General features: G+C 41.6%; 16 protein-coding genes and 2 pseudogenes. 9 read left to right on the top strand and 9 right to left on the bottom strand.

The genetic code is table 11. The features are described from left to right. Positions 1 to 88 precede the first annotated feature (88 nt). From V7L07_RS30205 to V7L07_RS30195, 3 genes are read right to left on the bottom strand one after another with little or no spacing between them, the layout of a single operon-like run. Positions 89 to 1,738, bottom strand: a complete 1,650-nt coding sequence (locus V7L07_RS30205) for a hypothetical protein (protein WP_335062976.1) — start codon at positions 1,736 to 1,738, stop codon at positions 89 to 91. After that, a complete protein-coding gene (locus V7L07_RS30200; protein WP_335062974.1) occupies positions 1,731 to 2,444 on the bottom strand; it encodes a hypothetical protein in 714 nt (237 codons plus the stop codon). The genes V7L07_RS30205 and V7L07_RS30200 overlap by 8 nt, the downstream gene beginning before the upstream one ends. An 11-nt stretch (positions 2,445 to 2,455) precedes the next feature. Next, complete coding sequence (locus tag V7L07_RS30195; protein WP_335062972.1) at positions 2,456 to 3,274, bottom strand: ParB/RepB/Spo0J family partition protein; 819 nt, start codon at positions 3,272 to 3,274, stop codon at positions 2,456 to 2,458. A gap of 109 nt (positions 3,275 to 3,383) precedes the next feature. Here V7L07_RS30195 and petL point away from each other — a divergent pair, with 109 nt between their 5' ends. Further along, complete coding sequence (petL, locus tag V7L07_RS30190; protein WP_094332720.1) at positions 3,384 to 3,479, top strand: cytochrome b6-f complex subunit PetL; 96 nt, start codon at positions 3,384 to 3,386, stop codon at positions 3,477 to 3,479. A 109-nt stretch (positions 3,480 to 3,588) separates the two neighbouring features. Here petL and bioB read toward each other — a convergent pair whose 3' ends face one another. After that, positions 3,589 to 4,596, bottom strand: a complete 1,008-nt coding sequence (bioB, locus tag V7L07_RS30185) for a biotin synthase BioB (protein WP_335062971.1) — start codon at positions 4,594 to 4,596, stop codon at positions 3,589 to 3,591. A 408-nt stretch (positions 4,597 to 5,004) separates the two neighbouring features. Here bioB and V7L07_RS30180 point away from each other — a divergent pair, with 408 nt between their 5' ends. The 3 genes from V7L07_RS30180 to V7L07_RS30170 all read left to right on the top strand — a co-directional run bounded on the left by V7L07_RS30180 (position 5,005) and on the right by V7L07_RS30170 (position 8,204). Further along, a complete protein-coding gene (locus V7L07_RS30180) occupies positions 5,005 to 5,580 on the top strand; it encodes a GNAT family N-acetyltransferase (RefSeq protein ID WP_335062985.1) in 576 nt (191 codons plus the stop codon). A gap of 384 nt (positions 5,581 to 5,964) precedes the next feature. Next, positions 5,965 to 6,420 (top strand): hypothetical protein, encoded by a 456-nt coding sequence (locus V7L07_RS30175; protein WP_335062969.1) that lies wholly within the window; start codon positions 5,965 to 5,967, stop codon positions 6,418 to 6,420. Between the two features lie 326 nt (positions 6,421 to 6,746). Next, entirely contained in the window at positions 6,747 to 8,204 is a 1,458-nt protein-coding gene (locus tag V7L07_RS30170) for a protein adenylyltransferase SelO (RefSeq protein ID WP_335062967.1), read from the top strand. A 499-nt stretch (positions 8,205 to 8,703) separates the two neighbouring features. On the opposite strand, the pseudogene V7L07_RS30165 reads toward V7L07_RS30170, so the two are convergent. Next, a pseudogene (locus V7L07_RS30165) lies at positions 8,704 to 9,333 on the bottom strand (IS630 family transposase); the annotation flags it as partial. A 135-nt stretch (positions 9,334 to 9,468) separates the two neighbouring features. Between V7L07_RS30165 and V7L07_RS30160 the strand changes: the two are divergent. Next, positions 9,469 to 10,836 (top strand): pentapeptide repeat-containing protein, encoded by a 1,368-nt coding sequence (locus tag V7L07_RS30160; RefSeq protein WP_335062965.1) that lies wholly within the window; start codon positions 9,469 to 9,471, stop codon positions 10,834 to 10,836. Positions 10,837 to 10,856: 20 nt separating this feature from the next. Here V7L07_RS30160 and V7L07_RS33590 read toward each other — a convergent pair. Next, a pseudogene (locus tag V7L07_RS33590) lies at positions 10,857 to 11,800 on the bottom strand (IS982 family transposase). 162 nt (positions 11,801 to 11,962) lie between these two features. Here V7L07_RS33590 and V7L07_RS30145 point away from each other — a divergent pair. Then, the gene (locus V7L07_RS30145) at positions 11,963 to 12,085 is read left to right on the top strand and encodes an element excision factor XisI family protein (RefSeq protein WP_335062961.1); all 123 of its coding nucleotides are present in this window, start codon (positions 11,963 to 11,965) and stop codon (positions 12,083 to 12,085) included. Positions 12,086 to 12,215: 130 nt separating this feature from the next. Here V7L07_RS30145 and V7L07_RS30140 read toward each other — a convergent pair whose 3' ends face one another. Further along, on the bottom strand, positions 12,216 to 15,314 hold the full coding sequence (locus V7L07_RS30140; RefSeq protein ID WP_335062960.1) for a leucine-rich repeat domain-containing protein: 3,099 nt from the start codon (positions 15,312 to 15,314) through the stop codon (positions 12,216 to 12,218). A gap of 281 nt (positions 15,315 to 15,595) precedes the next feature. After that, positions 15,596 to 15,742, bottom strand: coding sequence for a hypothetical protein (locus V7L07_RS30135; RefSeq protein ID WP_335062958.1), 147 nt, complete (start codon positions 15,740 to 15,742; stop codon positions 15,596 to 15,598). A gap of 441 nt (positions 15,743 to 16,183) precedes the next feature. Between V7L07_RS30135 and V7L07_RS30130 the strand changes: the two genes are divergently transcribed. From V7L07_RS30130 to V7L07_RS30120, 3 genes are all read left to right on the top strand, one after another. Continuing rightward, entirely contained in the window at positions 16,184 to 16,933 is a 750-nt protein-coding gene (locus tag V7L07_RS30130; protein WP_335062957.1) for a DUF6920 family protein, read from the top strand. Positions 16,934 to 17,236: 303 nt separating this feature from the next. After that, entirely contained in the window at positions 17,237 to 17,968 is a 732-nt protein-coding gene (locus tag V7L07_RS30125) for a ZIP family metal transporter (RefSeq protein WP_335062955.1), read from the top strand. A 466-nt stretch (positions 17,969 to 18,434) separates the two neighbouring features. Beyond that, positions 18,435 to 20,006 (top strand): adenosine deaminase, encoded by a 1,572-nt coding sequence (locus V7L07_RS30120; RefSeq protein ID WP_335062954.1) that lies wholly within the window; start codon positions 18,435 to 18,437, stop codon positions 20,004 to 20,006. A gap of 151 nt (positions 20,007 to 20,157) precedes the next feature. On the opposite strand, the gene V7L07_RS30115 is transcribed toward V7L07_RS30120, so the two are convergent. Further along, positions 20,158 to 22,359 carry a PAS domain S-box protein gene (locus V7L07_RS30115; RefSeq protein ID WP_335062953.1) on the bottom strand — a complete coding sequence of 734 codons (2,202 nt, stop codon included), beginning with the start codon at positions 22,357 to 22,359 and terminating at the stop codon, positions 20,158 to 20,160. Between the last annotated feature and the right edge of the window lie 346 nt (positions 22,360 to 22,705).

Below are 22,705 nucleotides of genomic sequence, written 5' to 3'. Positions count from 1 at the left end.
TTTGGCTATGGCAATTATTGATGGCATGGAAGCCAGAAGCGTAAAGGGTGAATATGCCCTTGAGCGTCTTATATTTAATTGTGCCTAGCTACTTATTACTTTGACGAATACCAGGAAGAACAAAATTAAATGCCGAAAAGTAGCCATAGGAAGAAGTGATAACTACTGTGTCTGGATCTTCTTGAAGTATTTTTTCTTTGATCTGCTTAACCCAGCCACTATTACTAGCTCGAATTCCATGAAGAATAAATACCACATTATTTATAGCAATGGATGGAGCTAAATCAGGATCGTCACCTAATCGTTCATCGCTAAGAATTGCATCCCTAATCAACTGATATCTTTCTTCTCTGTCTTCTGCACAATCTATGCGGTGAATATTTGTGTCTTCCGCATCAGGAATATCTATATGAAAAGCATCAGGAAACTGTTCTAAATCAACACTATCATCACGAGTTATATTTCCATCTTTTGCCCCCAGTAATTGAACAACAGTTAGTGGATAATAAGGTTGTGAAAAATGTCTAATCCAGTCTATTCTCAAATTTGTGATAAAGGCAGATCCTTTAATAAAGTCTTGTAATGGCATCAATCTCCTTAAGGAAAAAGATGTAACTTTCTCAAACGCCCTTACCATTCGCCAAATTAGAGATTGAGTAGGATCTAAACCCCGATTGGGTGAAGCCAAAAGAACAAAGCGCCTAACGTACTCATACCAAGGACTTTGATTATAGCCACCCTCACTATACATACCAGATGCTATTAAATAAGCCTGCCGAATAAGAATACCACCTAAGCTATGTCCGACAAGGATAACTTCTTCAAAAGGCCCTTTGTTTTTCCATGTTGCATCTATTTTTGCTTTTAGCTGTTTAGATAAGCTGAAGCCTCTTTCAAAACTCTGATTTTTAAGATAATGCTTATCCCAAAGCAGCCATTGGGTTTCCGCTAGGGTAGTTTCCTGTTGAAGATTTTCTACTAATGGTTTCCAACTTTCAACATCTTGATTCTCAGAAGGGACAATAACAATGAGCCGTTTTAAGGCAGTTGAGCTAACATAAGTAGTTTTAGGTGTAGATTGGCTAATTGTTGTTCCCCCTGTCCCTCCCCAAGCCAGTCCTACAGGCTGTTCCTCAAAACTTGCTTTGATTCCTAAATTTTTTTCTATATACTCAGCCAATAAACTAGCATTTCCATCTTCCGAACTGTAAGTAATAACAAAAGCTGGTTGTACTGCTTGTATTAGCGAGACTACTCCGTTCAAATCAGCACTATTAGAGTCAAAATTGTCTGATTTTACATCTATAACCAAAACATCTATTTTAGGGAAAGAAGCCTCAAAGAAACTCGAAGACCAAGAAAAATCCGATGAATACATTACGTTAATGCCATTTTCAGTGCGAATCACTGGCATAACTGAACCAGGCATATAACCCGATGGGAACAGACATATTTGAATGTTCTCGACTGTATGACAGCTTCCATCGGCTGGAAGAACTTCAAATTGCCCACGTCTAAACTGTATATCTGGAGATTTTTCTAACAATTCTTCATAAGTTTCTTGGCTTAAGACAATCTTTTTTTGCTGTCCTTTACTGGTACTGAAATCATTAAGGCGATTGATATTAGTCTGTATGCGAATAGAACGCTCTGGAGCAAATCCATCACAAGTCACAGTCTGACCAATAAGAATACATCCATCTTTGCGAACAGTAGCTGCACCTTGAAGATTATTCATTGTTGCTCATTTTAGTCAATAAATTGGCGACAAAAGCTTCCACCTTCTGAGGTGTAAGATGGGGAGCAACTTTAGTATTTTTAATAGCTGATTCGGTTAATGTAAAGCTAAAACGTCCATTTTTGATAGCAGCAGAAAGAACGTTTTCCTCATGTACTAGCTTAGATAACATAGCTCGAAGCTCAAAACTATACTGTTCTTCCCATTGACTTCCATTAGTTAGAGTTGGAAGTTTGCCCAGGAAAACATAATGGTGAATAACCTTGGGTCGAGTCGAGTCAATTGTTTCTATACAGTGAGTTAAGCTTCCTCCCCCCCGCAGGTTGCATTGAAGAATCGCACGAACTTCTTCTTTGCTTCTCTGATTCTCAAGCGCATCTTTAGCCAAAAGGTTAATATTTTCAGACCCTTTAACCCTCGAAATTTCCGATGCTACGGAAAAAGACAGATAACCTGGTGATGTTCCCCAATTGACAAGAGGTTGTATTTCAGGCGGGAGCGATAATAGCAAAAGAAACCTACGCAAAATAGAGGAGTCTTTTAATTCAAGTTCTTGGGCGATCTGATTGAGGGAAATTCCCTGAATTTGATACAAGCGATTTAATAATTGAGCAACTTGTATCGGAGACAGCCTACGATTTTTCTTATGCGTTCCAATAGAGAGAATTAAATCTCGTCGTTCCTCAGACGAAAGTGAATCTAACATAAGTTTTTAGCTTAGAGATAACCCCGTTCAGAAAGTGCTGCTTCAAGGAGAGTTATAACCGCATTATTTTGGTCAATTTCCTCATCTTGTGTAAATTGATTTAAAGCATAATATAGTTTGTCGCCAACTACTACTCTGAGATTTATTTGCTGCTGCCGCTTACTCCTTTGTATAACTTCTTTTGGAGGTATACTTGGCTCTTGAATCGCAACTTTTTCGATTTGTCGTTGTTGAATACCACTCATTTTTTGCATTTCTTCGGCATAAATAATAGCAGCTTCATTGTTAACTTCTTTACTAGATGAGTCTGTTGCTGCTTTTTGGGCCCGAAGTGCGACATCAAGTTTTAAACCGCTTTCAACTTTTTCTCTTAATGGTTCAATCAGTTGCTCATACTTAACATACTGACTTACCTTATAATAGGGAAGTCCTAATGTGTCTGAAATCCTTTTAATAGACCCATATTTTCTGTATAACTCTGTGCAAGCATCAATGTAGTCTTTGGTTGACAAATTTTGCCGAACCATATTCTCAGTTAGAGAAATCGCTTTTGCAATTTCTGGTTCTACTGGTTCAGCAAGGATTGTGGCACGTATAGTTTCACGTTCTAAATACTGATGTGCTAGAAAACGCCTCTGACCTGTGACTACTTCATATCGTCCTTCCGCTTTTGGAGAAACAACAATTGGCTCAAGGAGTCCTATTTTTTCAATGCTGGCTGCTAATTCTTGAATACCTTCGTCAATATCGCTAGTACGAACTTGAGACAGTCCGATGTCAATTTGGTCAAGTGGAATTTCTTTAACGACACTATTCTCAGTAATTGTCATCTGTACCTCATCATTAACCGTTTTATCTTTAAATTTCCACCATGCCCAATGCCCAATCCCTAACAACTAATGATTCAATAGATTTAGGAAGTATTGTGGAGAAAAATAAATGTTTGCAATTGCAGCTTACATCGGCTTTTTAGCTTTGTTCTTCGGTTTATCTGTTGGTCTGTTGTTCGGTCTGCGGACTGCCAAGATAATTTAACTAAGACTCTTGTGGGGCGGGCAGTGTTCGACTGAGCGCTCACGCCGAAGTCTTACCTGCCCTCAGCTTATCCGGGGACGGGTGAGACACCCATCCCACAAGAAGATATTTATCCTACAACAGCCGGACTTGCTATTTTCTCCTGTCTTTGGGAAGGCGATCGCATACCCAAACCAAGTAAGTTCAGCATTTCTCGGTCAGTGTCGTAATCTGGACAGGGAGTTGTCACTGTTAACATCTTGTTGTCGTCGCTAGAAAAGATAGAATTGGCTCCTGCCATAAAGCAGAAAGCTTGCTCAACTTGAGAAAGTCTCGCTCTACCAGCACTAAGACGCACATCGGAAGCTGGCATTAAAATCCTGGCTGTGGCAATCATCCGTACAATGTCCCAAATGGGGACATCAGGCTGATTTTCTAAGGGTGTGCCTGGTACTTGTGAAAGAATATTAATCGGCACGGACTCTGGATGTGGATGTAAGTTTGCCAGAGTTTGTAACATTCCAACACGGTCATCGACGGTTTCGCCCAAGCCCAGGATACCGCCAGAACATACAGTAACATTTGTCTGACGGATGTTTTCAATTGTGTTCAAGCGATCGCTATAAGTTCTGGTGGTAATAATTGTGCTGTAATATTCCTGCGAGGTATCTAAGTTATGGTTGTAGGCGTAAAGTCCCGCTTCTGCCAACTTCCTGGCCTGATTTGCCGTCAACATACCCAGAGTGCAGCACACTTCTAAACCCATCGCCGTCACATCCTTGACCATTTCCAGGACTTCCTCAAATTGTGAGTTATCCCGGACTTCGCGCCAAGCAGCACCCATACAAATGCGACTAACACCAGTTTCTTTCGCTTTTTGGGCAATGTTAACTACAGTTTCCTTTTCTAGGAGTGCTTGCGCCTTTACCTCTGTTTTATAGCGAGAAGATTGGGCGCAGTAGCTACAATCTTCTGGACAACCCCCCGTTTTAATCGATATGAGCTTACAAACTTGTATTTTTGTTGGGTCATGATATTGGCGATGCACGCTAGCAGCTTGATAAATAAGCTCTAGCAATGGCGTGTTGTATATCGCCCGAATCTCTAATTCCTGCCAATCGTAGCGTATTCCCACCACATCACTATCCTTCTTGTAGACTGGGTTGAATCTTGAGCTGTATTTTGGTTGAATCTCCTGCGGTACAGCGTTTAGGCAAAGCGATTTTATCGAAATTATGCCCTGCACTGTGCTTTATCACCCATTGGCTCTCAATCCTTCAGCTCTAGATATTAGACATCAGCTTATCAAGATTTTGGTGGAATGGCAGATTAAGAGACTTCCAAATAAAAAAATAATCAATCGCTTGAGGGAGACAAGGGAGAGGGGGGAGACAAAGGAGAGATATTGCTACCTTGTCCCCCTTGTCCCCCTGCTCCGATGTAGGAGCGAATTATATTGCCTTGGCTGCTGCTAAACCGCAGGGTATGAGAGAATTTATAAATTTAGAGAATGTTATGGGAACAGATCCCGCCGATTAAGTGGTTTATGATATCAGAACTGCCAATAATTACAAGCGATCGCCTATTATTACGAGCAGCGATCCATGAAGACATACCCCAAATTCTTAAATACTTCATTAACAATAAAACTTATCTCACCCCATTTTACCCTCTTTGGGCTGATGGTTTCTTCACTGAAGAATATTGGCAATATCAGATAGAGAATAGTTTTCTGGAATTTATCAATGGGCAATCGTTAAAACTATTTATTTTTACCAAAAAAAATCCCACAGTAGTTATTGGAACGGTCAATTTTAGTAATTTTGTTCGAGGAGCCGCTCATTTTTGCTATGTAGGATATAGCCTTGCTGAAAATAAACAAGGTAGAGGTTATATGACAGAAGGGCTAAAATCTGCAACTCAATATCTATTTCAAGAGTTAAATTTTCACCGAGTTATGGCTAATTATATGCCTCACAATCGACGCAGTGGTAATGTACTCAAAAGACTCGGTTTTGTTATTGAAGGATATGCTAGAGACTATTTATTAATTAATGGTCAATGGGAAGATCATATTTTGACAAGTCTGACAAATCCTAATTGGAAAGTACCTATATTTTAAATATAGTAAGTATCGTTATCAAAAATATTTATTTTATTTATCACAGTATCCATATATGAGATTTACTTGTTTGCAAATACTATTTTCTCACAAAAATTAGAAGATTTCTGTAAGACAACAATATTTAAAATTATCTAAAACTATTATTTTGAATTTGTCATTATTGCCAAAATTACAACTATTGATAATAGGGAAATATCTAAACTTAAATAACTTTTATATCTCAGTTGTGAACATTTACAAATTCATAGCAAATTCATAATAAATACACAACAAGTCCATAAGCAAATGCAATAGTAAGATTTATTCACTACCTGGCTTATTTATCAAGGTTAGCTTTAGCCGATGTGTCCAATCTTATTAAATGACTGAGGAGTTTTTCAAATGTCCATTAATTCTATAAAGCCCTTTTCTGTATTTTCTGCTATCTTCGCTTTTGCTACCATCTTAAACGGAGTTGTCTTGGCAGCACCAGTTCCAAATTCAGCCACTACACCAGTCTTAAAAACTCAGACTAGTGCTGCATCACACCAGCCCATCAAACTCACAAAGCAACAGCGGCTACAAATTCAACTGGCTCGCCAGCAAAGAGATAAAGATATTCAGGCTCTATTAAACCCGTCCCAAGCAACTAAATTTAAGGCAGCATTGCAATCCCGTCAGAGAATCAGGATAGTGTTAAAATCTTTGGATCTGAATCAAGATCAACAGAAACAGGTTCAATCAATTTTGCAAACTTATAACCTACAAGTGAAAAAAATTCTCTCTTCACAGGTATCACCAGCAACATCAAACTCAGTAGGATTTGCTGCACCAACATCACAACCAATTAACAAATAAAAAACTCAGCTTCATTTAATTAAGGTTAAGTTTCAGAAGACTGGCGGATTTGATACAAACTTCGGTTAAGCCAGTCTTCATAGCAATCAAAAAAACTCACAGGTTACTTTTGATATTGGTGTGATTCTGAACCAAAAACTCAAATTTAGAGTCTAAAATTGCTAATTAAGTTAACTTTTTCTTTAATTGTAAAATTTTATTCTTTATATGCTCCAGATTTTGATAGTCGTGCTGCCATATTTTAGATATGAGTCGCTTTTTGCGTCTATGCTGATGCTGAAGCCAGAGGTAGTATTAAAGGAAGAATGAATTAAGCTTTGCTCGTAATGACTCTGGCTGAAACCCCAAACTACAAAAATTCTAGCAATCCTTTTCTCACCCTCAACTACGAAAGCGCTTTAGAATCTCTAGGCGATGACTACTATGATGAGGTTGCAGCGGAAGAATTTCCCCAACACCTCCTGCGTTGGCGTAACGATGAACTATTACCCCGTTTTGGCCTAGACCCCCAAGTAGTCAAAGACGAAGATTTCATCACAGCCTTTGGTCAATTTCAAGGGCGCAAACCCTTGTTGGCACTGCGTTACCACGGCTATCAATTTGGTGAATATAACGGACAGTTGGGTGATGGTAGAGGCTTTCTCTACGGACAAGTACGCGCCAATGATGGCCAATTGTACGATTTTGGCACTAAAGGTTCTGGGAGAACGCCCTACTCTCGTGGTGGCGATGGTATGCTGACGCTCAAAGGTGGGGTGCGGGAAGTTCTGGCTGCGGAAGCACTGCATTACTTGGGTGTACGTACTTCGCGCTGTCTAAGCATGATTGAAACAGGTTTACCACTTTGGCGGGGTGATGAACCTTCGCCTACCCGTTCATCTGTGATGATTAGAATGAGCAGTTCTCATATTCGGTTTGGCACTTTTGAGCGACTGCACTATTTCCAGCGTCCAGATTTAACTAAGAAGCTGTTAGACCACGTAATTGAGCAGTATTATCGACACTTAAATGCTGAAGAAGATAAATATACCCTGTTTTACGCCGAATTAGTTAAACGGGTTGCACAACTAGTAGCACAGTGGATGGCGGTTGGTTTTTGTCATGCAGTCCTGAATACTGACAATATGTCGATTACTGGAGAGAGTTTTGACTACGGGCCTTACGCATTTATTCCGAGTTATAACCCATCCTTTATAGCTGCGTATTTTGACTATTATGGACGCTACTGTTACGGTAATCAACCAAGTATTTGCCAACTGAATTTACAAATGCTCCAAGAACCTTTAAAGGCGATTATTGATAAAGGCGAAATGGAAGCTGCATTAGAAAGGTTTGATGAATATTATCAAGCTGAATACAGTTCTTTGATGTTGAAAAAGTTAGGTTTTTCAGAGTTGTCACATCCACAAGCTGGGGAACTGTTGAATGTAACGGTTGAATTTTTGAAAGATAGCCAAGTTGGTTATCACCAGTTTTTTTATGAGATGGCTCGTACTTTTTCATCTAAATGGCGCGATGAACCAGGTTTTGTGATGAATAATTCAGAGATTGTGCCAGTACCGGGTGCGTCAGGAATCTTTGATGATTGGTGCATATTATACCATAAAATATTGAACGATTTTGATAGCAATCGCACCGATATAATTGCCCAAACTCTAGCTGTTCATAATCCCAAAACGGTATTATTAAGACCAGTAATTGAGTCTATTTGGGAACCAATTGCCCAGGAAGATAATTGGCAACCTTTTTATGATTTAGTCAAGCAAATTCAGTCTAGGAAATAGTTAGCAAGGGGCAAGGCTTATAACGAAAATCCTTTTTTCCTTTGCCCTGCGTTTCCATTAGAAAATGGGGTATAAGTAGAAAAGCTCAAAAGCTTGTGTAGCCTCGTTCCCAGCCTCCAGCTTGGGAATGTATTCCGAGAGGCTCTGCCTCTCGTCAAGCTACCTACGGTGTACACACAAGTCTTGAAATTACACCTCACACTTGGTTTCGTCGTCTATCCCTAAGCTGTTGGATCGCTCCGAAAGCTTGTCATTGCAAACGCGAGTGCGTCTCGTAGAGAGGAGGAACGACGAAGCAATCGCAAAAACTACGGGATTATGCGATTACTTCGCTCCGCTCGTAATGACAATTTATTGGGTCTAGAAAGCTTGAAACCCTTGTAAGTAGGTGGGTGGGAAAATTTATAAGTATGTAACAAAAATTTAACCTGAAGAATTGGAGTTAAATTTGACACGCTCTGTACTGTAGTTTCCTTTTTTTCCCCTAGCTTGAATACCATCAATTACAGCGTAAGCAATGGTGGTGCTCATCATCGAATATTTGCCCACATAGTTCATTTTTCTTAAGGTGTTGCCACTCCAATTCAATGGGGTTCATTTCGGAGCAATATTCGGGTAAAAAGAAGATGTACAAACCCATCTGTTCCCATTTTGACTACAGCTTTTGTACTTCTTTGCATCGGTGTATAGGCCCGTTATCCTGCACAATTACCCTAGTACGTCCGGTTCTTTGGGCATCAGCCGCAACATGGCTCCGTTATTTGGATATAAGACTTGCGGTTAACGCCTCCGATCACCAAACCATAAACAAAACTGATCAAAGGTTGAAGAAACCCAATAATGCTTAGTCTGCGACCACGGCGTTTTGTTTGTTCCAAACGTTTTTGCTCACCTCTAAAGTAATAGGTGTAGCCTGGTTCACTCCACAGACAAAATCCTGATTCATCTAGATACTTTAGGTCTATTTCTCCGGTAGCAGCAGCTAATTGCAACATATCTAAGTCTGCTTGCTTTTTCTCCCGTATTACAGGATTTTGTTTTCGTTTATGGCTTTTTCTGCTTCGTTTCCAAATGACCCCCTTTTTTTGAGTACCCGTCTTAATCTGTCAGGACTCAGTTGAATTTGGCGTTAGCGAAGCGGCTCCCTTTGGAGCTTCGCTAAGAAGTTTTTGAGCTAATTGAAGACTATGCCGTCGCCGTCGCCGGAGCCTTCGCCTTCGCCGGAGCCGGAACGTTATTTAGTATCTACATCAGCTGGCGAGCTATGAAAGGAGATCAAAAGCACTCCTTAATTCGCAATATTGCGATCGCCTTTGCTGCAACAGGAGGTACAAGTTTTCGTGGCGCTAACTTAACAGATGCTGATTTCACCCAAGCTACGCTCAAAAGTACAGATTTCCGAAACACAATCCTTATCTGTAGCCGTTGGCATCAAGCCAAAATGCTTGACCGTGTTCATCCTGGCTCAACTTATCTTCAGAACTCACAAATACGTCAACTACTGGTTACAGGACAGGGACAGGATAAGAACTTTGACCGTGAAAACCTGCGAGGTATCAACTTACAAAAAGCTAACCTAGCAGATGCCACCTTTATTGGCGCTGATCTCAGTGAAACCAACTTGCAAGATGCCGATTTGTCAAGAGTAAAACTGAAGCAAACGCAACTAGACGGCACAGATTTAACTGGTGCAAATTTCACAGGCGCGTACATCGAAGATTGGGGCATTACAAATACAACTAAATTGCATGGGGTGAGGTGTGAATATGTCTTTATGCGTTTACCCACAAAAGAAGATCCTGACCCGCTCCGCAAACCTGATAATAAACAAGAGGTATTTGCAGACGGAGATTTTGCCGACTTTATCAAGCCAATTTTTGACACCCTCGACTTATACCATAATCAAAACGTTGACCCCCGTGCTGTTGCCATAGCCTTCAAAAACCTTGCCGAAAACCATCCCGAAGCTGAGTTAGAAATCGTGGCAATGGAGAAACGCGGCGATGATAAAATCTTGCTCAGAGCCAAAACCGCAGCAGGTAGCGATAAATCTCAACTAAGTGCAGAATATTTTGATGATTATAATCAACTCAAAGCTTTATCGCAGAGTCAGCAATTATTACTTGTAGAAAAAGATAAGCGCATTATTAGTTTAGAAAATATGGTACATACTGCTCTCAAGCAGCCGAAATTTTATACTCAAGGAGATACAAATATGTCTGATATCAGTGGCATCAATATTCAAGGTAGCAGTAATGTTAGCGGTATCGCTGGCAATAATTCTATTGCTAATCTGGGAACCATCAGCGGTAACGTGAGTATTGCCCTCAATCAGTTACCTGATGCAACCGATGCCGAGAAACCAGGAATTAAAGAATTATTGTCGCAGTTGCAAGATGCGATCATCCAATCCACATATTTGTCAGAAGAAGACAAAGCCGAAGCGCTAGAACAGGTGAACACTTTAGCAGAAGCGGGTAAAAATCCTCAAGAATCCACCAAGCAAAAGACGGCAAAAACAGCAATCACCATGTTGAAAGGGATATTTACAGGCTTACCTGCTGTTGCTTCTCTAGTTGAAGCGACTAATAAATTATTGCCTGCGATCGCAAAACTATTCGGTTTAGCATAATTAACGTGAGTTCGACGGAGCTAAAAAACGGCAGGAGGTAGTGCAGGTAAATCTTTTGGGTAAAAATCAATCGATGGTTTTTTGGGCAAATAGGTGTAAACAGCCAGTCCAGCCATCAGATTGACCAAAAAGTTAAAGACACTACGATGCCCTTGAGTGTTCTATTTGACACATATTTTTGAGATGGTCATTGACAGATTCAATTACCGCCCGTTTGCGTAAAAGAATTTTGTCAATTAGTTTTACCAAACGGTTTTTCATCTTCTTTTTAGATTTGGTAACTAACTCTAAACCTCGCTGATATAACTCCTCAAATAATTTTTGACCAGATTATCCTCGGTCTCCAAACAGTTTACTTTCTTATATCTTTGGTCATATCAGGTACTGGCTTACGGTCATCTACAAAAGCTTGCGTTAGCTTGAATGCCAGTAATTCTCCACAATCGTTAATAATCAAATGAAGTTTAAATCCGAAATGCCAGCCCACAGAATTTTTACCCCATTTCACTAACCCCTTAAAAACTTTATGGGCATGTGCGCGACAATTGTGACAAACATCTATCGGAGTAGAATCAATAAAACTAATCCCTGTAACCTCTCCTGTGCGTGTATGTAAAAAACAACACAACAACATTAAACGCCTTCGCGTAGCGTCTCGAAGAGAAGGCATCAGTTCCACAAACCTGGTGTAGCTCACCAAGTTGGGAAACGCTCCACGCCAACTTTGTAGCACGTGCAAGGTGTAGAACTCCTTGAAAGTTTTATAACCACTACCGTGAAATGCGATACCTTCGGTAAGCTTCGCTAACGCAATTGTCATCACCTCTGATAGCATTTTTGATTTGCTGCGGCGCTCTCCCTTTGTGGATGGCAACTGTGGCACTTGTTGCCACAAGTTCTCCCACTGGTTGCAAAAATCATCTACGTCACAGAAGATTTGTACGATATCGAGGCGAGATACAATAGTAGACTAAGCCCTGACCCTCATTTTTCTTAGATATTTTTAGTCTCGGCGTTTTTTTGTGCCTTTTTTGCTCATTCTCAATCAATCTTAGCGTAGGCGTAGCCCGCCGCAGGCATCGCACTTCGCCTGCCCAGTTAAGCAAATTCCTATCTAGCAAGCTTTTTGGGCTTTTCTATCCGTCGAACTCACGTTGAGTTATTAAAATTGGGTGTACCATATCAAGATATAGTTTTGGGTTTTCAACCTGCTAGGGTACGCTCTGATACGGAGTTTGCTGTAGGTTAGGTTTAAATATTGATTGATGAATAGCGATCGCTATTTCAATTTTCATCGAGTCAAAGGCGGGTATCATTTCAACCTATGCGATGGTCGCTTTGCGAACCGGCGAAGCCATCGCCCCTGGAGTTAGCAAAGTCTATTTACCAGAGGGAAGCTTTAGTTCTATGCCTAATTTGCTTCCTATTTCCATAACATCCTTTGTAAAGCTTGTCATACCTGCAATGGGGGCAGCGACTACAGTAGCAGCAGTTAGTAAAGCTACTAGACGCTTTTTGAGTTTGGGTAAATTGCGTTCTTTTTCTGGCTTTTGAATTTCTACTTCTACATCATCAATATCGATGATAATGTCGTCGTGGGTTTCTGGTGGAAATTGGGCAGCAGTTTGGCGTAAGTTGCCGATCAGTTGCATTAGTTCTGCTACGCTTGCGCCGCTTGTTTGGTTGAAGTTAGAGGCTTGCTGACTGGTGTTGTCTTTGACTTGGTTGGCAAAGTTGGCGATGTTTGCGCCTTGAAAGTTGTTTGTGAATTGAGGATTTTCTGACATAGCATTTGCCTCGGCTTTATTATTATTATTAATTTTAATTTCTCTGCTGACAGCTAGTTTAGCAATATCTCGCATATCTTCATAAGCAGTCCTATCATCTAAATCATTATCTGCTTTTTGTGATTTTCGACGCGATTCTACTGATTCATAGCCATCTAAAAGTTGACGTAAATCGAGTTTTAATTTTAGTTTGCCGATGGTTATTATGCTTTCACCCATTGATTCGAGTCCGAGGAGTTCTTGGTAGTCGAGGGGTGGATGATTGGGATGGCCGGGGACGGGAACCCATTCGGTGATTTCGAGATTGGGGAGACTTTTGTGGATTTTTTGGAAGACATCGCGGAGGATGCCGAGAAATAAGCGGCGGGTTTCTTGGCGTCCGCTAATGGTGATGAAGATTTTTTTGTCTTCGGGATCGGCTTTGATCCGAGCAATGTTGTAGATTTCGTTGTTTTCTTGATATTGCAGCATTACGCCACTGCGCCAATAGATTTGGTTATAAATTTTTTCGTGGGTGTTGACGATGAAGCGGGAAATGATGCTTTCGGGGAGAACTTTGTAATGGTATTGAAATTCCAGGGTTTCGCCTTGGAGTTGTGTTTCATCTGGTTGGTCTTTAGGCAGAAGTCCCGCAATCAGGAATTGTGGTGGTTTACAATCTAATTCAAAGCAAAGCTCAAACTCTTTCATCAGCCCGATTAAATAGTCATGACGCGTGGTGGGATAACGCTGTGGATTGAGGATGCGGATGAGATCGGCGGGGGTGAAAATGCCTTTGGTTTGAGTTTTGAGGTTTTCATCGCTCAGGAGCGCGTAAATGCCTTCTGTCACCCAGTTGGGTTTGAGGACGTTGGTATTTTTGAGGATGGGATGATCGCGGAAGTTGAGAACTAAGCCAAGTCGATGGAGGAGATCGATGAGTTGATCTTGGTTTTGTTCTTCGGGAATCTTATTTTCGTGGCAGATGCCGATGTAGCGGTTGTAGCTGATGAAGTCTTGGGGCATGGATTCGAGTTGTTGTTTAACCTCGAACCATGAGAGGGGTAAAAGGTCGTAGACTTCTTTGAGGTTGCCAATTTGCTGCAAAATAGCGGTGCGAAGTTCATCAATGCCGATATTGTCTTGGCAAGAGGTTTCGATAATCGCTTGGATGTTAGGATATTTTTCGCGTAATGCCTTGCGGTTGATGTCGAGGGGTTGTTCGTCTTTTTTGTTGCCAACGATAATCACGGGGGACTGTCCGCCGAAGCTTTCGATTAGTTTCAGCCAATATTCGATGCGGTTTTCTTCTTCGCTGGTGCGACAATTACAGACTAGGAGATAGAGGCTGCGCTTAGTCAGAAAAAACTGATGGGTGGCATGATAAATTTCCTGTCCGCCAAAGTCCCAAACATTCAGGCGGATGTCTTTGCTATTGACCGGCACATTCCAAGTTTCTACATTGAGTCCGTCGGTTTGGGATTGATTTTTATCATATTTATTGCGGATTAGTCGCTCGATAAGGGATGTTTTGCCGACGCTGCCTTGTCCGATGAGCAAAAGTTTGGCTTCGTTGAGTGGACGCACTTCACCGCTACGGAGTAATCGCAAGTAATTGAAAATATCTTCAACTGAACCAACATCATCAGAAGATCCTAAAATCTCTGGTGAAATAGGAAGCGGATTTCCCCGTAAATCTAGTATTTCCAATTTCGGCAAACTTTCGATCGCCTCTGGAATCTGGGTTATTTGGTTGTTACTGAGGTCAAGGTAGGTAAGATTGGTTAATTTTGCGAGCGCTTCTGGTATCTCGCTTATTTTGTTGAGTCTGAGTTGAAGGTAGGTAAGATTGGTTAATTTTGCGAGCGCCTTTGGTATCTCGGTTATTTCGTTGCTACCAAGGACAAGCTGGGTGAGATTGGTTAATTTTGCGAGCGCCTCTGGTATCTCGCTTATTTGGTTGCCACCGAGGAGAAGGTAGGTGAGATTGGTTAATTTTGCGAACGCCTCTGGTATCTCACTTATTTCGTTGCTAAGGAGATAAAGGTGGGTGAGATTGGTTAATTTTGCGAGCGACTCTGGTATCTCGCTTATTTGGTTGACACTGAGGAGAAGGTAGGTAAGATTGGTTAATTTTGCGATCGCCTCTGGTATCTCGCTTATTTGGTTGCCACCGAGGAGAAGGTAGGTGAGATTGGTTAATTTTGCGATCGCCTCTGGTATCTGGGTTATTTGGTTGTAATTCAGGTAAAGCTGCGTCAGATTGGTTAATTTTGCGATCGCCTCTGGTATCTGGGTTATTTGGTTGTCACCGAGGTTAAGCCTAGTCAGATTGGTTAAATTAGTGATCGCATCAGGTATTTCAGTTAGCTCTACTCGAATTAAGATAAGTTCCTCTAAATGTAGTATTTGCGTTACCACATCGGGAATGCTCTCTAAAGGATTGCCACTAATATCCAACTTACGCAAATTAGGCAAACCCAATAGTTCCAGAGGAAGCGTTTTTAAATTGTTGCCTGAAACCTTTTCGAGATAGCGGTTTCTTACTTCTTCATAACCTTCAACCTTCTTTCCCAAAATCAAAGACTCAAGCTGCTGCAACTTCCCAATTTCCACAGGTAACTCAGTCAACTCTTGCCCCGACAAGTCTAACTCTCGCCAACCCTCAGCCACGGCGCGATCTATCAGTTGCAATAACTCTTCCTGCGTCATAATTCCAAGGAGAAGGGTAAAAGGAAAGAAGATTGATGAAGATTATCTTAACTGATTAGGGAAAAATGATCGGAAAAGGCGATCGCTGTTTGGAATATTCTGGATTTAGGCGATCGCTGTTCAATACTGTTCGGATAAGATTTTTTGGTGATACGCCCTAGATCACAAAGACGCGATAAATCGCCGTCTCTACAAAGGAATGATTATTGTAGAGACGGCGATTTATCGCGTCTCTTGCCTTAACCGAACCGTATTGGATCGCTGTTTGGGATATTGCAGATTTAGGTGTAGGCGTAGCCCGCACTTCGGCTGCGCTCAGTGACCGTCGTAGACATCGCGCCTTGAGATGATGGGAAAAGGCGATCGCATAACTTTAAATCTGGTTTCTGGCTATCTCTGTTATTATACCTGCGATCAATTTTTGGCATTCTTTACAAAATCGACTGTTACGTTTTATATCGTATTCAATCAATTCATTCAGGAAATAGAACAATCATCCGTCACACTAAAATCAATATGGAAAATGCAACAAAATTGACGCTAATTAAAACCATTCACACGTTGATATGGGTATTCTTCAACTTTGTGATTTTCTATATGCTTTATGCCGCAATTGCAAATAAACTCGATCTCTGGCTCTGCATTGGTTATGGATTGGTATTTATAGAAGGTATAACCCTATTAACGTTTAAATTACACTGCCCATTAAATCTGCTTGCCCGAAAATATTCAAATTCCCAAAAGGACAATTTTGATATTTATCTTCCAAGGTGGCTAGCCAAATATACTAAGTTGATTTATACATCTATTTTCATAATAATTTTTATCATCACAATCTATCAAATTCTGAATTAAAAATACTGGCGGCAATGATGACTAAACAGATTTCTCTCAATACGCTATGGAATTCAGCGATATCTAAGGATCGTGTATTTCATTCAGACGAATTCGCTCATTTACCAGAAGCAGCAAGACGATATCTCGAACACGCGATCGCTCCTGGAACTGCGATCGCATCTGCGGTTAGATTGCAGATGCACGGCGAAATCAAATTGAAAAATTGGATTCCATTCAAAGCAGAGCAGGTCATTTGCTGGGAGCATGGACTGATTTGGAGTGCTACGGCATGGATGAACGGTTTGCCAATTGTGGGATCGGATCGGATTATAGACGGTGTAGGTGCAATGCAATGGAAACTTTTAGGAATTTTCCCGGTGATGATAGCTTCGGGTTCCGATATTACGCGGTCTGCTGTTGGTCGTCTTCAGTCTGAGTCAATCTGTTTGCCATCTGCGTTGTGTGGTGATGATATTTCATGGACAACAACAGATTCATCGCATCTTCATTCTAGTTTTTTAGTACAAGGTGAGAGAGCCGAACTAGATTTCACCATCGATCAAACGGGTCGGCTCAAGACCTTCAAGCTGCCGCGCTGGAATAACCTTGATGGCTCTGAGTTTCATTATATTGACTTCGGTGGAATTATGGAGGAAGAACGCACATTTTCTGGCTACACTATTCCGACTCGTCTGCGAATTGGATGGTACTTCGGCACTAAGCGGTTTGAGTTAGAGGGCGAGTTTTTCCGAGCCACAATTGATGATGCAATCTATCGGTAGAACGATTAAATAATTCGTAATTCGTAATTAAGTTTTGTGTTACCGAGTCTGCGTTCGCGAAGCGTCTCGTAGAGAGCGTCTGGGGATTTAGACCAATACAGTTCAGAATGAGCAACAAAACACTTGTAGAGACGGCGATTTATCGCGTCTCGAAAACCCAAAATTGTTGCCAGTAGCCCTTAACCCAAGCGTATTGGGATTTAGACCTCGACCCAAAACTTGCCGGTTATTGAAATGGGGGATTGAAACCCACGGTACTCGGTTAAACATCAAAAAGTCTGTTACGACTAGCGGAGCCTGACTATGCAAGAATTTATATTTGCTCTCACACTATCAGCTTTGCCCGTTGTCAGCAACTTTATGGGAGCAATGATTGCTGAAGCCTTACCGTCATCAAAACAAACATTAGGACTTGCACTGCACGCTGCTGCTGGGGTGTTGTTGGCGATCGCATCTACTGAACTAATACCAAGAGTTGCGATCGCTAAACCCGTTTGGGCAGCTATTTTAGCTTTGTTTTTAGGTGGAGCTTTTTTTGTGTGGATTAATCAGCTTCTCAATTTAAGCAAAAATCGACTGCGTGGCGTTGATCATAATAGTGTTGGTTGGGTGATCTTTCTGAGCATTGCTATTGACTTATTTGGTGATGGCTTAATGATTGGCACTAGTCTAACGATCGCGCCTCATCTAGGCGTAGTTCTGGCATCGGGGAGAGTTGTGGCTCACATTCCTGAAGGATTTGTCACTAACGCAGAGTTTAAGAGTCAAAATATGCCGCGAACACAGCGATTTTGGTTACTTGTAGCATTTCTAATTCCTGTTTGGCTGGGCGCGACGCTGGGCTATTGGGGGTTGCGCGGACAAACTGATCTGCCTAAGTTAATTGTACTTGCATTTACAACAGGCACTTTAATGGTGGCGATCGTTGAAGAAATTCTTCCTGAAGCCCATCAAACTCAAGATACAAACTTATCTACCTTGACTTTTATCGGAAGTTTTGCACTTTCAATGCTGTTCTCGTCTTATCTTGAATAGCCGACTAACTCTGTATCAATACTGTTGCCAGTTAACCATTAACCGTCAACAAGAAGAAAAGAGGCAGGGGGCAGGGGGAGAACCATTGGTGTCAACTTAACGTGAAAGCTAGCCTAGAACCAGCTTTTAGATATTATCACGTTTGCCTCGTTCCCAGTCGGAGACTGGGAATGCTCGTCGTTGAGGCTCCGCCTCTCTTCCTGGCGGCAGAGCCGCTTTTGAGTTGCATTTCCAGCCGGAGGCTGGAAACGAGGTTTTAAAGGAGTTTCAGCTTAAGTTAACACCAATGGCATCTTACCCGCCCTATGGACTGGGTTCTCGTATCGCCCACCCCACAGGAGTTAATTGGATATTTTTTTATTTGCAAGTCCCTTATCACTGTTTCAATGCTTAATTACCGCAGAGAAAGGCTACAATGATGCGGAAATTTAACCAGAGAATTCTGGTCATGAAAAAATGAATCTATATGCATAGACGAGCGCCCTTATTTTTGTTTTTAGGAGTATTAACGAGTTCTAGCTGTTTTATCTTCAGCGTAGTAGCCCAAGTCCCATCTAATTCGCAGCAGTCCTCGACTCGGAGTGAAGCTGAAGCTGCTAGTTGGTTTGAAGCCCATCGCGCCCAGCCAGCCGCTTTACGAGCATTTGTACAGCGAATGCCGAAGGGAGGAGATATCCACAGTCATCTCAGCGGGGCTGTGTACGCAGAACACTATCTAGAGTGGGCTGCCAGCGATGGGTATTGTGTGAATCCAAAAGCGGAGGTTTTAGTTGAACCTAAAGCTTGCGGTCAGGACAGTAGCTATTTTCCCGCCTCAGAATTATTCAACCGAACATCTGTTTATGATTCCCTAATAAATCGTTGGTCTACTCGTAACCTCCAATTTGCTGGAAAATCTGGACATGACCAATTTTTTGAGGCTTTTAGCGGTTTTGGGACAATATCAGACTCTATGAGCCGTCGGGATGATATGGTCGCGGAAGTAGCAAATCGAGCAGCTTCGCAGCATATTAACTATCTAGAGTTAATGCTTACCGTTGAGGGCAGCGAGGTTCGACAGCTAGGGCGTGAAGTTGGTTGGAATAAAGATTTTGCTCTGATGCACCGTCAATTGCTCAAACGAGGATTAACCAAGCTAGTAAAACTTGGCAACCAGCAATTTACACAGTTGGAGCGCGAAGTCTCGAAAACACTCGGTTGCGGTACTCCATCAGCACAGCCTGGATGTGCAGTGAAAGTGAGCTATTTGCAGCAAACGACAAGAACAAAGTCGCCCGTTGAAGTGTTTGCTCAGTTAGCTTATGCCTTTGCACTAGATTCATCAGATTCGCGGGTAGTTGGCATCAATCTTGTCGCCCCAGAAGACAACCCGATTGCACTGCGCGACTACACCCTGCAAATGCAAATGCTACAATTTCTCAAACGCCAATATCCCAATGTCAAAGTCGCGCTCCATGCCGGAGAGTTAACCCTGGGTTTGGTTCCGACCGAGGATTTACGTTTTCATATTCGGCAAGCTGTAGAAGTGGCACAGGCATCTCGCATTGGACATGGTGTGGATATTCTTTTTGAGGAGCGTCCTTTTGAGTTGATGGAGCAAATGCGGCGACTCGGCGTGTTGGTCGAAATCTGCCTGACCAGTAATGAGGTTATTTTAAATGTCCAGGGAGATCAGCATCCTTTTATGGAGTATTGGAAGGCTGGAGTACCAATGACCCTTGCTTCCGATGATGAAGGCGTTTCCCGCATTGATTTAAGTCATGAGTATCTGTTAGCGGCAACAAGATATAAGCTGGGATATAAAGACCTCAAGCGATTGGCTCGCAACAGCTTAGAATATAGTTTCGCTCCGGGAAATAGTCTCTGGGAGTCGCCTGAGTTTAAGGCAATGGTTTCAGCTTGTGCAAGCGATACCCCTGGTGAAACCTCTGTTTCTCAAGGGTGCAGTGCTTTTTTGCAAAAGAGCGATCGCGCGCGGATTCAATGGCAGCTAGAGTCGGAATTTGCTCGGTTTGAGTCATTGCAGAACTGGCTTTGATTGACAGGATTATTTATAAACCTCGTCCAAGTTGAGAACTGGAGTTTTTTAATAGGGAATAAGGAATAGGGAATAAAATCCGATTCCGAAAAAACTATGGGTTTCAAAGTAGACGCGGTTTAGTCTGTGATACTTTTAGCACTAAAATTAACTAGCTATCTCCCATAACTGATTTCAGTTCTTGAGACAGCGAATGTGTGTCTCTGAATGTAGAGGCAGGCAAGTACACTGTAAATTGAGTACCTCTGCCTACTTGACTATAAACATTGACAAAACCACCGTGATTTTTAATAATACCCAGCGCCGTAGAAAGCCCTAAACCTGTACCTTTGCCTATCTCTTTGGTGGTGAAAAATGGTTCAAAAATCCGTTGCTGGACTTCCGACGACATCCCCATACCAGTATCCGTCACCACGATCGCAATATAAGAACCTACTTTCGCATCGATGTTTATCTGGGCAGAATGTTCGCCAATCACCAGATTTTCCGCCGCAATCCTTAAAATACCGCCATTGGGCATAGCATCGCGGGCGTTGATTACCAAGTTTATTAGGACCTGATGTAGTTGAGTGATGTCTCCACGAACATACCAAAGATTTTTCGGCATATCTATCTGGCAAACAATGGATTTGGGGAATGTTTGAGCGATAATTTGCTCAATTTCTGCCATCAAAGGCTGAATTTGCACAATTATCCGTTTATCTTCAATACCCCGTGCAAAAGATAAGACTTGTTTGAGCAAATTAGCACCGCGTTTCACATTATTTTCTAAAGTTTGTAGTATTTGCTGACTCTGCGAATCGGGCAATTTCTTCTGCAACAGTTGAACTGACATTAAAATTGGAGATAGTGTATTGTTGAGGTCATGGGCGATACCGCCAGCTAGAGTGCCGATACTCTCTAAACGTTGCGATCGCAGAAGTTGAGCTTCCAGTTGTTTTTGCTGCGTGATTTCGGTGTTTACACTCAAAATGGATTTGGGTTGGCCATTATGATGTCGGATCAGTGTCCACCGACTTTCAACGATAATTATTTTGCCTTCCCTGGTTAGTTGATGCAACTCACCCCGCCACTCACCTGTATTTATCACCCTCAAGTAAGCATCTTCTAACTCTGGTGAAATCTCTTTATACAAAACTTGCAAAACATTTTTCGCCATAACTTCCTCAGCCTTCCAGCCATATAGACGTTCAGCACCTTGATTCCAAAATAAAATTTGGTTGTGGATATTTCGCACCAGAATCGCGTCAGTTGATACATCCAGCAGCGCTGCTTGTTCGCGGATTTTCTGTTCTGCTTGTTTTTGCTGGGTTATATCTCGCGTCAGTGCCAAATGGATGAACGTGCCATCAGATTCGTTACGCAGTGGTACAGCATGAGTTTCCATGTAGCGATGAGTGCCTTGAAATCCCACGATTTCAAACTCCAAAGTCCCCTTATTACCTTGGCAGACACTTTTATGCAGTTCGGCAAAGGCGGTTCTATACTCTGGTAAAATTACAGCATCAATTGGTTTACCAATTAAGATATCAGCACTTTCCACTTCCATTATTGCCAACCCTTCTGCATTAATTTCTAAAAGAGTGCCATCCCTGGCAATTAACTGGATGCATTCTGGTTCTGCATCTATCATGGCTCGTAAACGATTTTCGCTTTGGCGTAGGGCCAGTTCCGTTTGCTGAAGTTGCCTGATATAACGCCACAACAAATCATATAGCAGCCCCACCAGCACCAAATCCACAATCGCAGCGATAAAAAATGTCACTATTGCCTTTTGGGAACTTACTTGTGACTGCTGCATCCCCTGGTGTAACAAATTTTGCTCTGCCTTTAAAGAGTCGTGAATCAGTTGTTGGATTTCTTTACCGATTTGCCGATCTCGATCGGATAAGATTAGTTGCCGAACTGCTTCTAATCCCTGGTTTTGTCTAAGGTAAATTTCTTGTTGGAGAATTTTCAGCCTAGTGGTAATTTTTGGTTCCAGTAAAGAAATCCACTGCTGCTTTTGATGATTTTTAGCAGTTAGCTTAGTGAGAATCTGAATATTGGTATTAGTTTGTTGATCAGCTGCAAGATAGGTTTTTAGATCATCTGCATCTGCTGTAATTAGATAATTACGTTGTGCAGTTTCAGTATCTTTAAGGGAAAATTCGATACTTTCAATTTGGGTAATAACTTGATATGAGTCTATCACCCATTGCTGGTTGTGAATCAGCTTCATAGTGTTGCTATATGAAACTACAGCATTAGTAAATACAACTGCCAATGCTAGGACGAATATAGCTTTTAGCTTTTGGACTCGATACCATTTTTTGCTCATGCGATCGCCCCTTCTGCCGCAGATTACCTCCATTAGTTAAGATTAAAGATTAAAAACAAATACTGAGAATATTTTAAAGATTTTAATAACACTGGTAGCAAAATACAATCTATTAGAGTTGTAAATATCTGGATTTTTTGGGATGATAATTTATACATAATAGTCACAAATAAATCCGCTAATTTTTAATATAAATTCATTTTTACAGCAATGTGGGCAATGCAGTTTAGATCAGATAATTTTCCTATTAACAGACAGTAGGTAAGAATACCAAAAATGACTAATGACCAAACTACCACGTTGTATTGTCTGCAAGACAACTTTTTTACAGGGTCATAGCTTTTACCATACTCAGTGCTGAGTGCTGAGTGCTGAGTTT

It is taken from the genome of Nostoc sp., assembly GCF_036916985.1.
Classification (GTDB): domain Bacteria; phylum Cyanobacteriota; class Cyanobacteriia; order Cyanobacteriales; family Nostocaceae; genus Nostoc.
Note: the sequence above shows the minus strand (reverse complement) of the source record. Positions and strands in the feature narration are given on the sequence as shown.

Excerpts from the sequence above, each read along its gene's own strand:
- V7L07_RS30205 (WP_335062976.1), bottom strand. The coding sequence starts at position 1,738 with ATGAATAATCTTCAAGGTGCAGCTACTGTTCGCAAAGATGGATGTATT.
- V7L07_RS30200 (WP_335062974.1), bottom strand. The coding sequence starts at position 2,444 with ATGTTAGATTCACTTTCGTCTGAGGAACGACGAGATTTAATTCTCTCT.
- V7L07_RS30195 (WP_335062972.1), bottom strand. The coding sequence starts at position 3,274 with ATGACAATTACTGAGAATAGTGTCGTTAAAGAAATTCCACTTGACCAA.
- petL (WP_094332720.1), top strand. The coding sequence starts at position 3,384 with ATGTTTGCAATTGCAGCTTACATCGGCTTTTTAGCTTTGTTCTTCGGT.
- V7L07_RS30180 (WP_335062985.1), top strand. The coding sequence starts at position 5,005 with ATGATATCAGAACTGCCAATAATTACAAGCGATCGCCTATTATTACGA.
- V7L07_RS30175 (WP_335062969.1), top strand. The coding sequence starts at position 5,965 with ATGTCCATTAATTCTATAAAGCCCTTTTCTGTATTTTCTGCTATCTTC.
- V7L07_RS30170 (WP_335062967.1), top strand. The coding sequence starts at position 6,747 with ATGACTCTGGCTGAAACCCCAAACTACAAAAATTCTAGCAATCCTTTT.
- V7L07_RS30160 (WP_335062965.1), top strand. The coding sequence starts at position 9,469 with ATGAAAGGAGATCAAAAGCACTCCTTAATTCGCAATATTGCGATCGCC.
- V7L07_RS30140 (WP_335062960.1), bottom strand. The coding sequence starts at position 15,314 with ATGACGCAGGAAGAGTTATTGCAACTGATAGATCGCGCCGTGGCTGAG.
- V7L07_RS30135 (WP_335062958.1), bottom strand. The coding sequence starts at position 15,742 with ATGCCAAAAATTGATCGCAGGTATAATAACAGAGATAGCCAGAAACCA.
- V7L07_RS30130 (WP_335062957.1), top strand. The coding sequence starts at position 16,184 with ATGATGACTAAACAGATTTCTCTCAATACGCTATGGAATTCAGCGATA.
- V7L07_RS30125 (WP_335062955.1), top strand. The coding sequence starts at position 17,237 with ATGCAAGAATTTATATTTGCTCTCACACTATCAGCTTTGCCCGTTGTC.
- V7L07_RS30120 (WP_335062954.1), top strand. The coding sequence starts at position 18,435 with ATGCATAGACGAGCGCCCTTATTTTTGTTTTTAGGAGTATTAACGAGT.
- V7L07_RS30115 (WP_335062953.1), bottom strand. The coding sequence starts at position 22,359 with ATGGAGGTAATCTGCGGCAGAAGGGGCGATCGCATGAGCAAAAAATGG.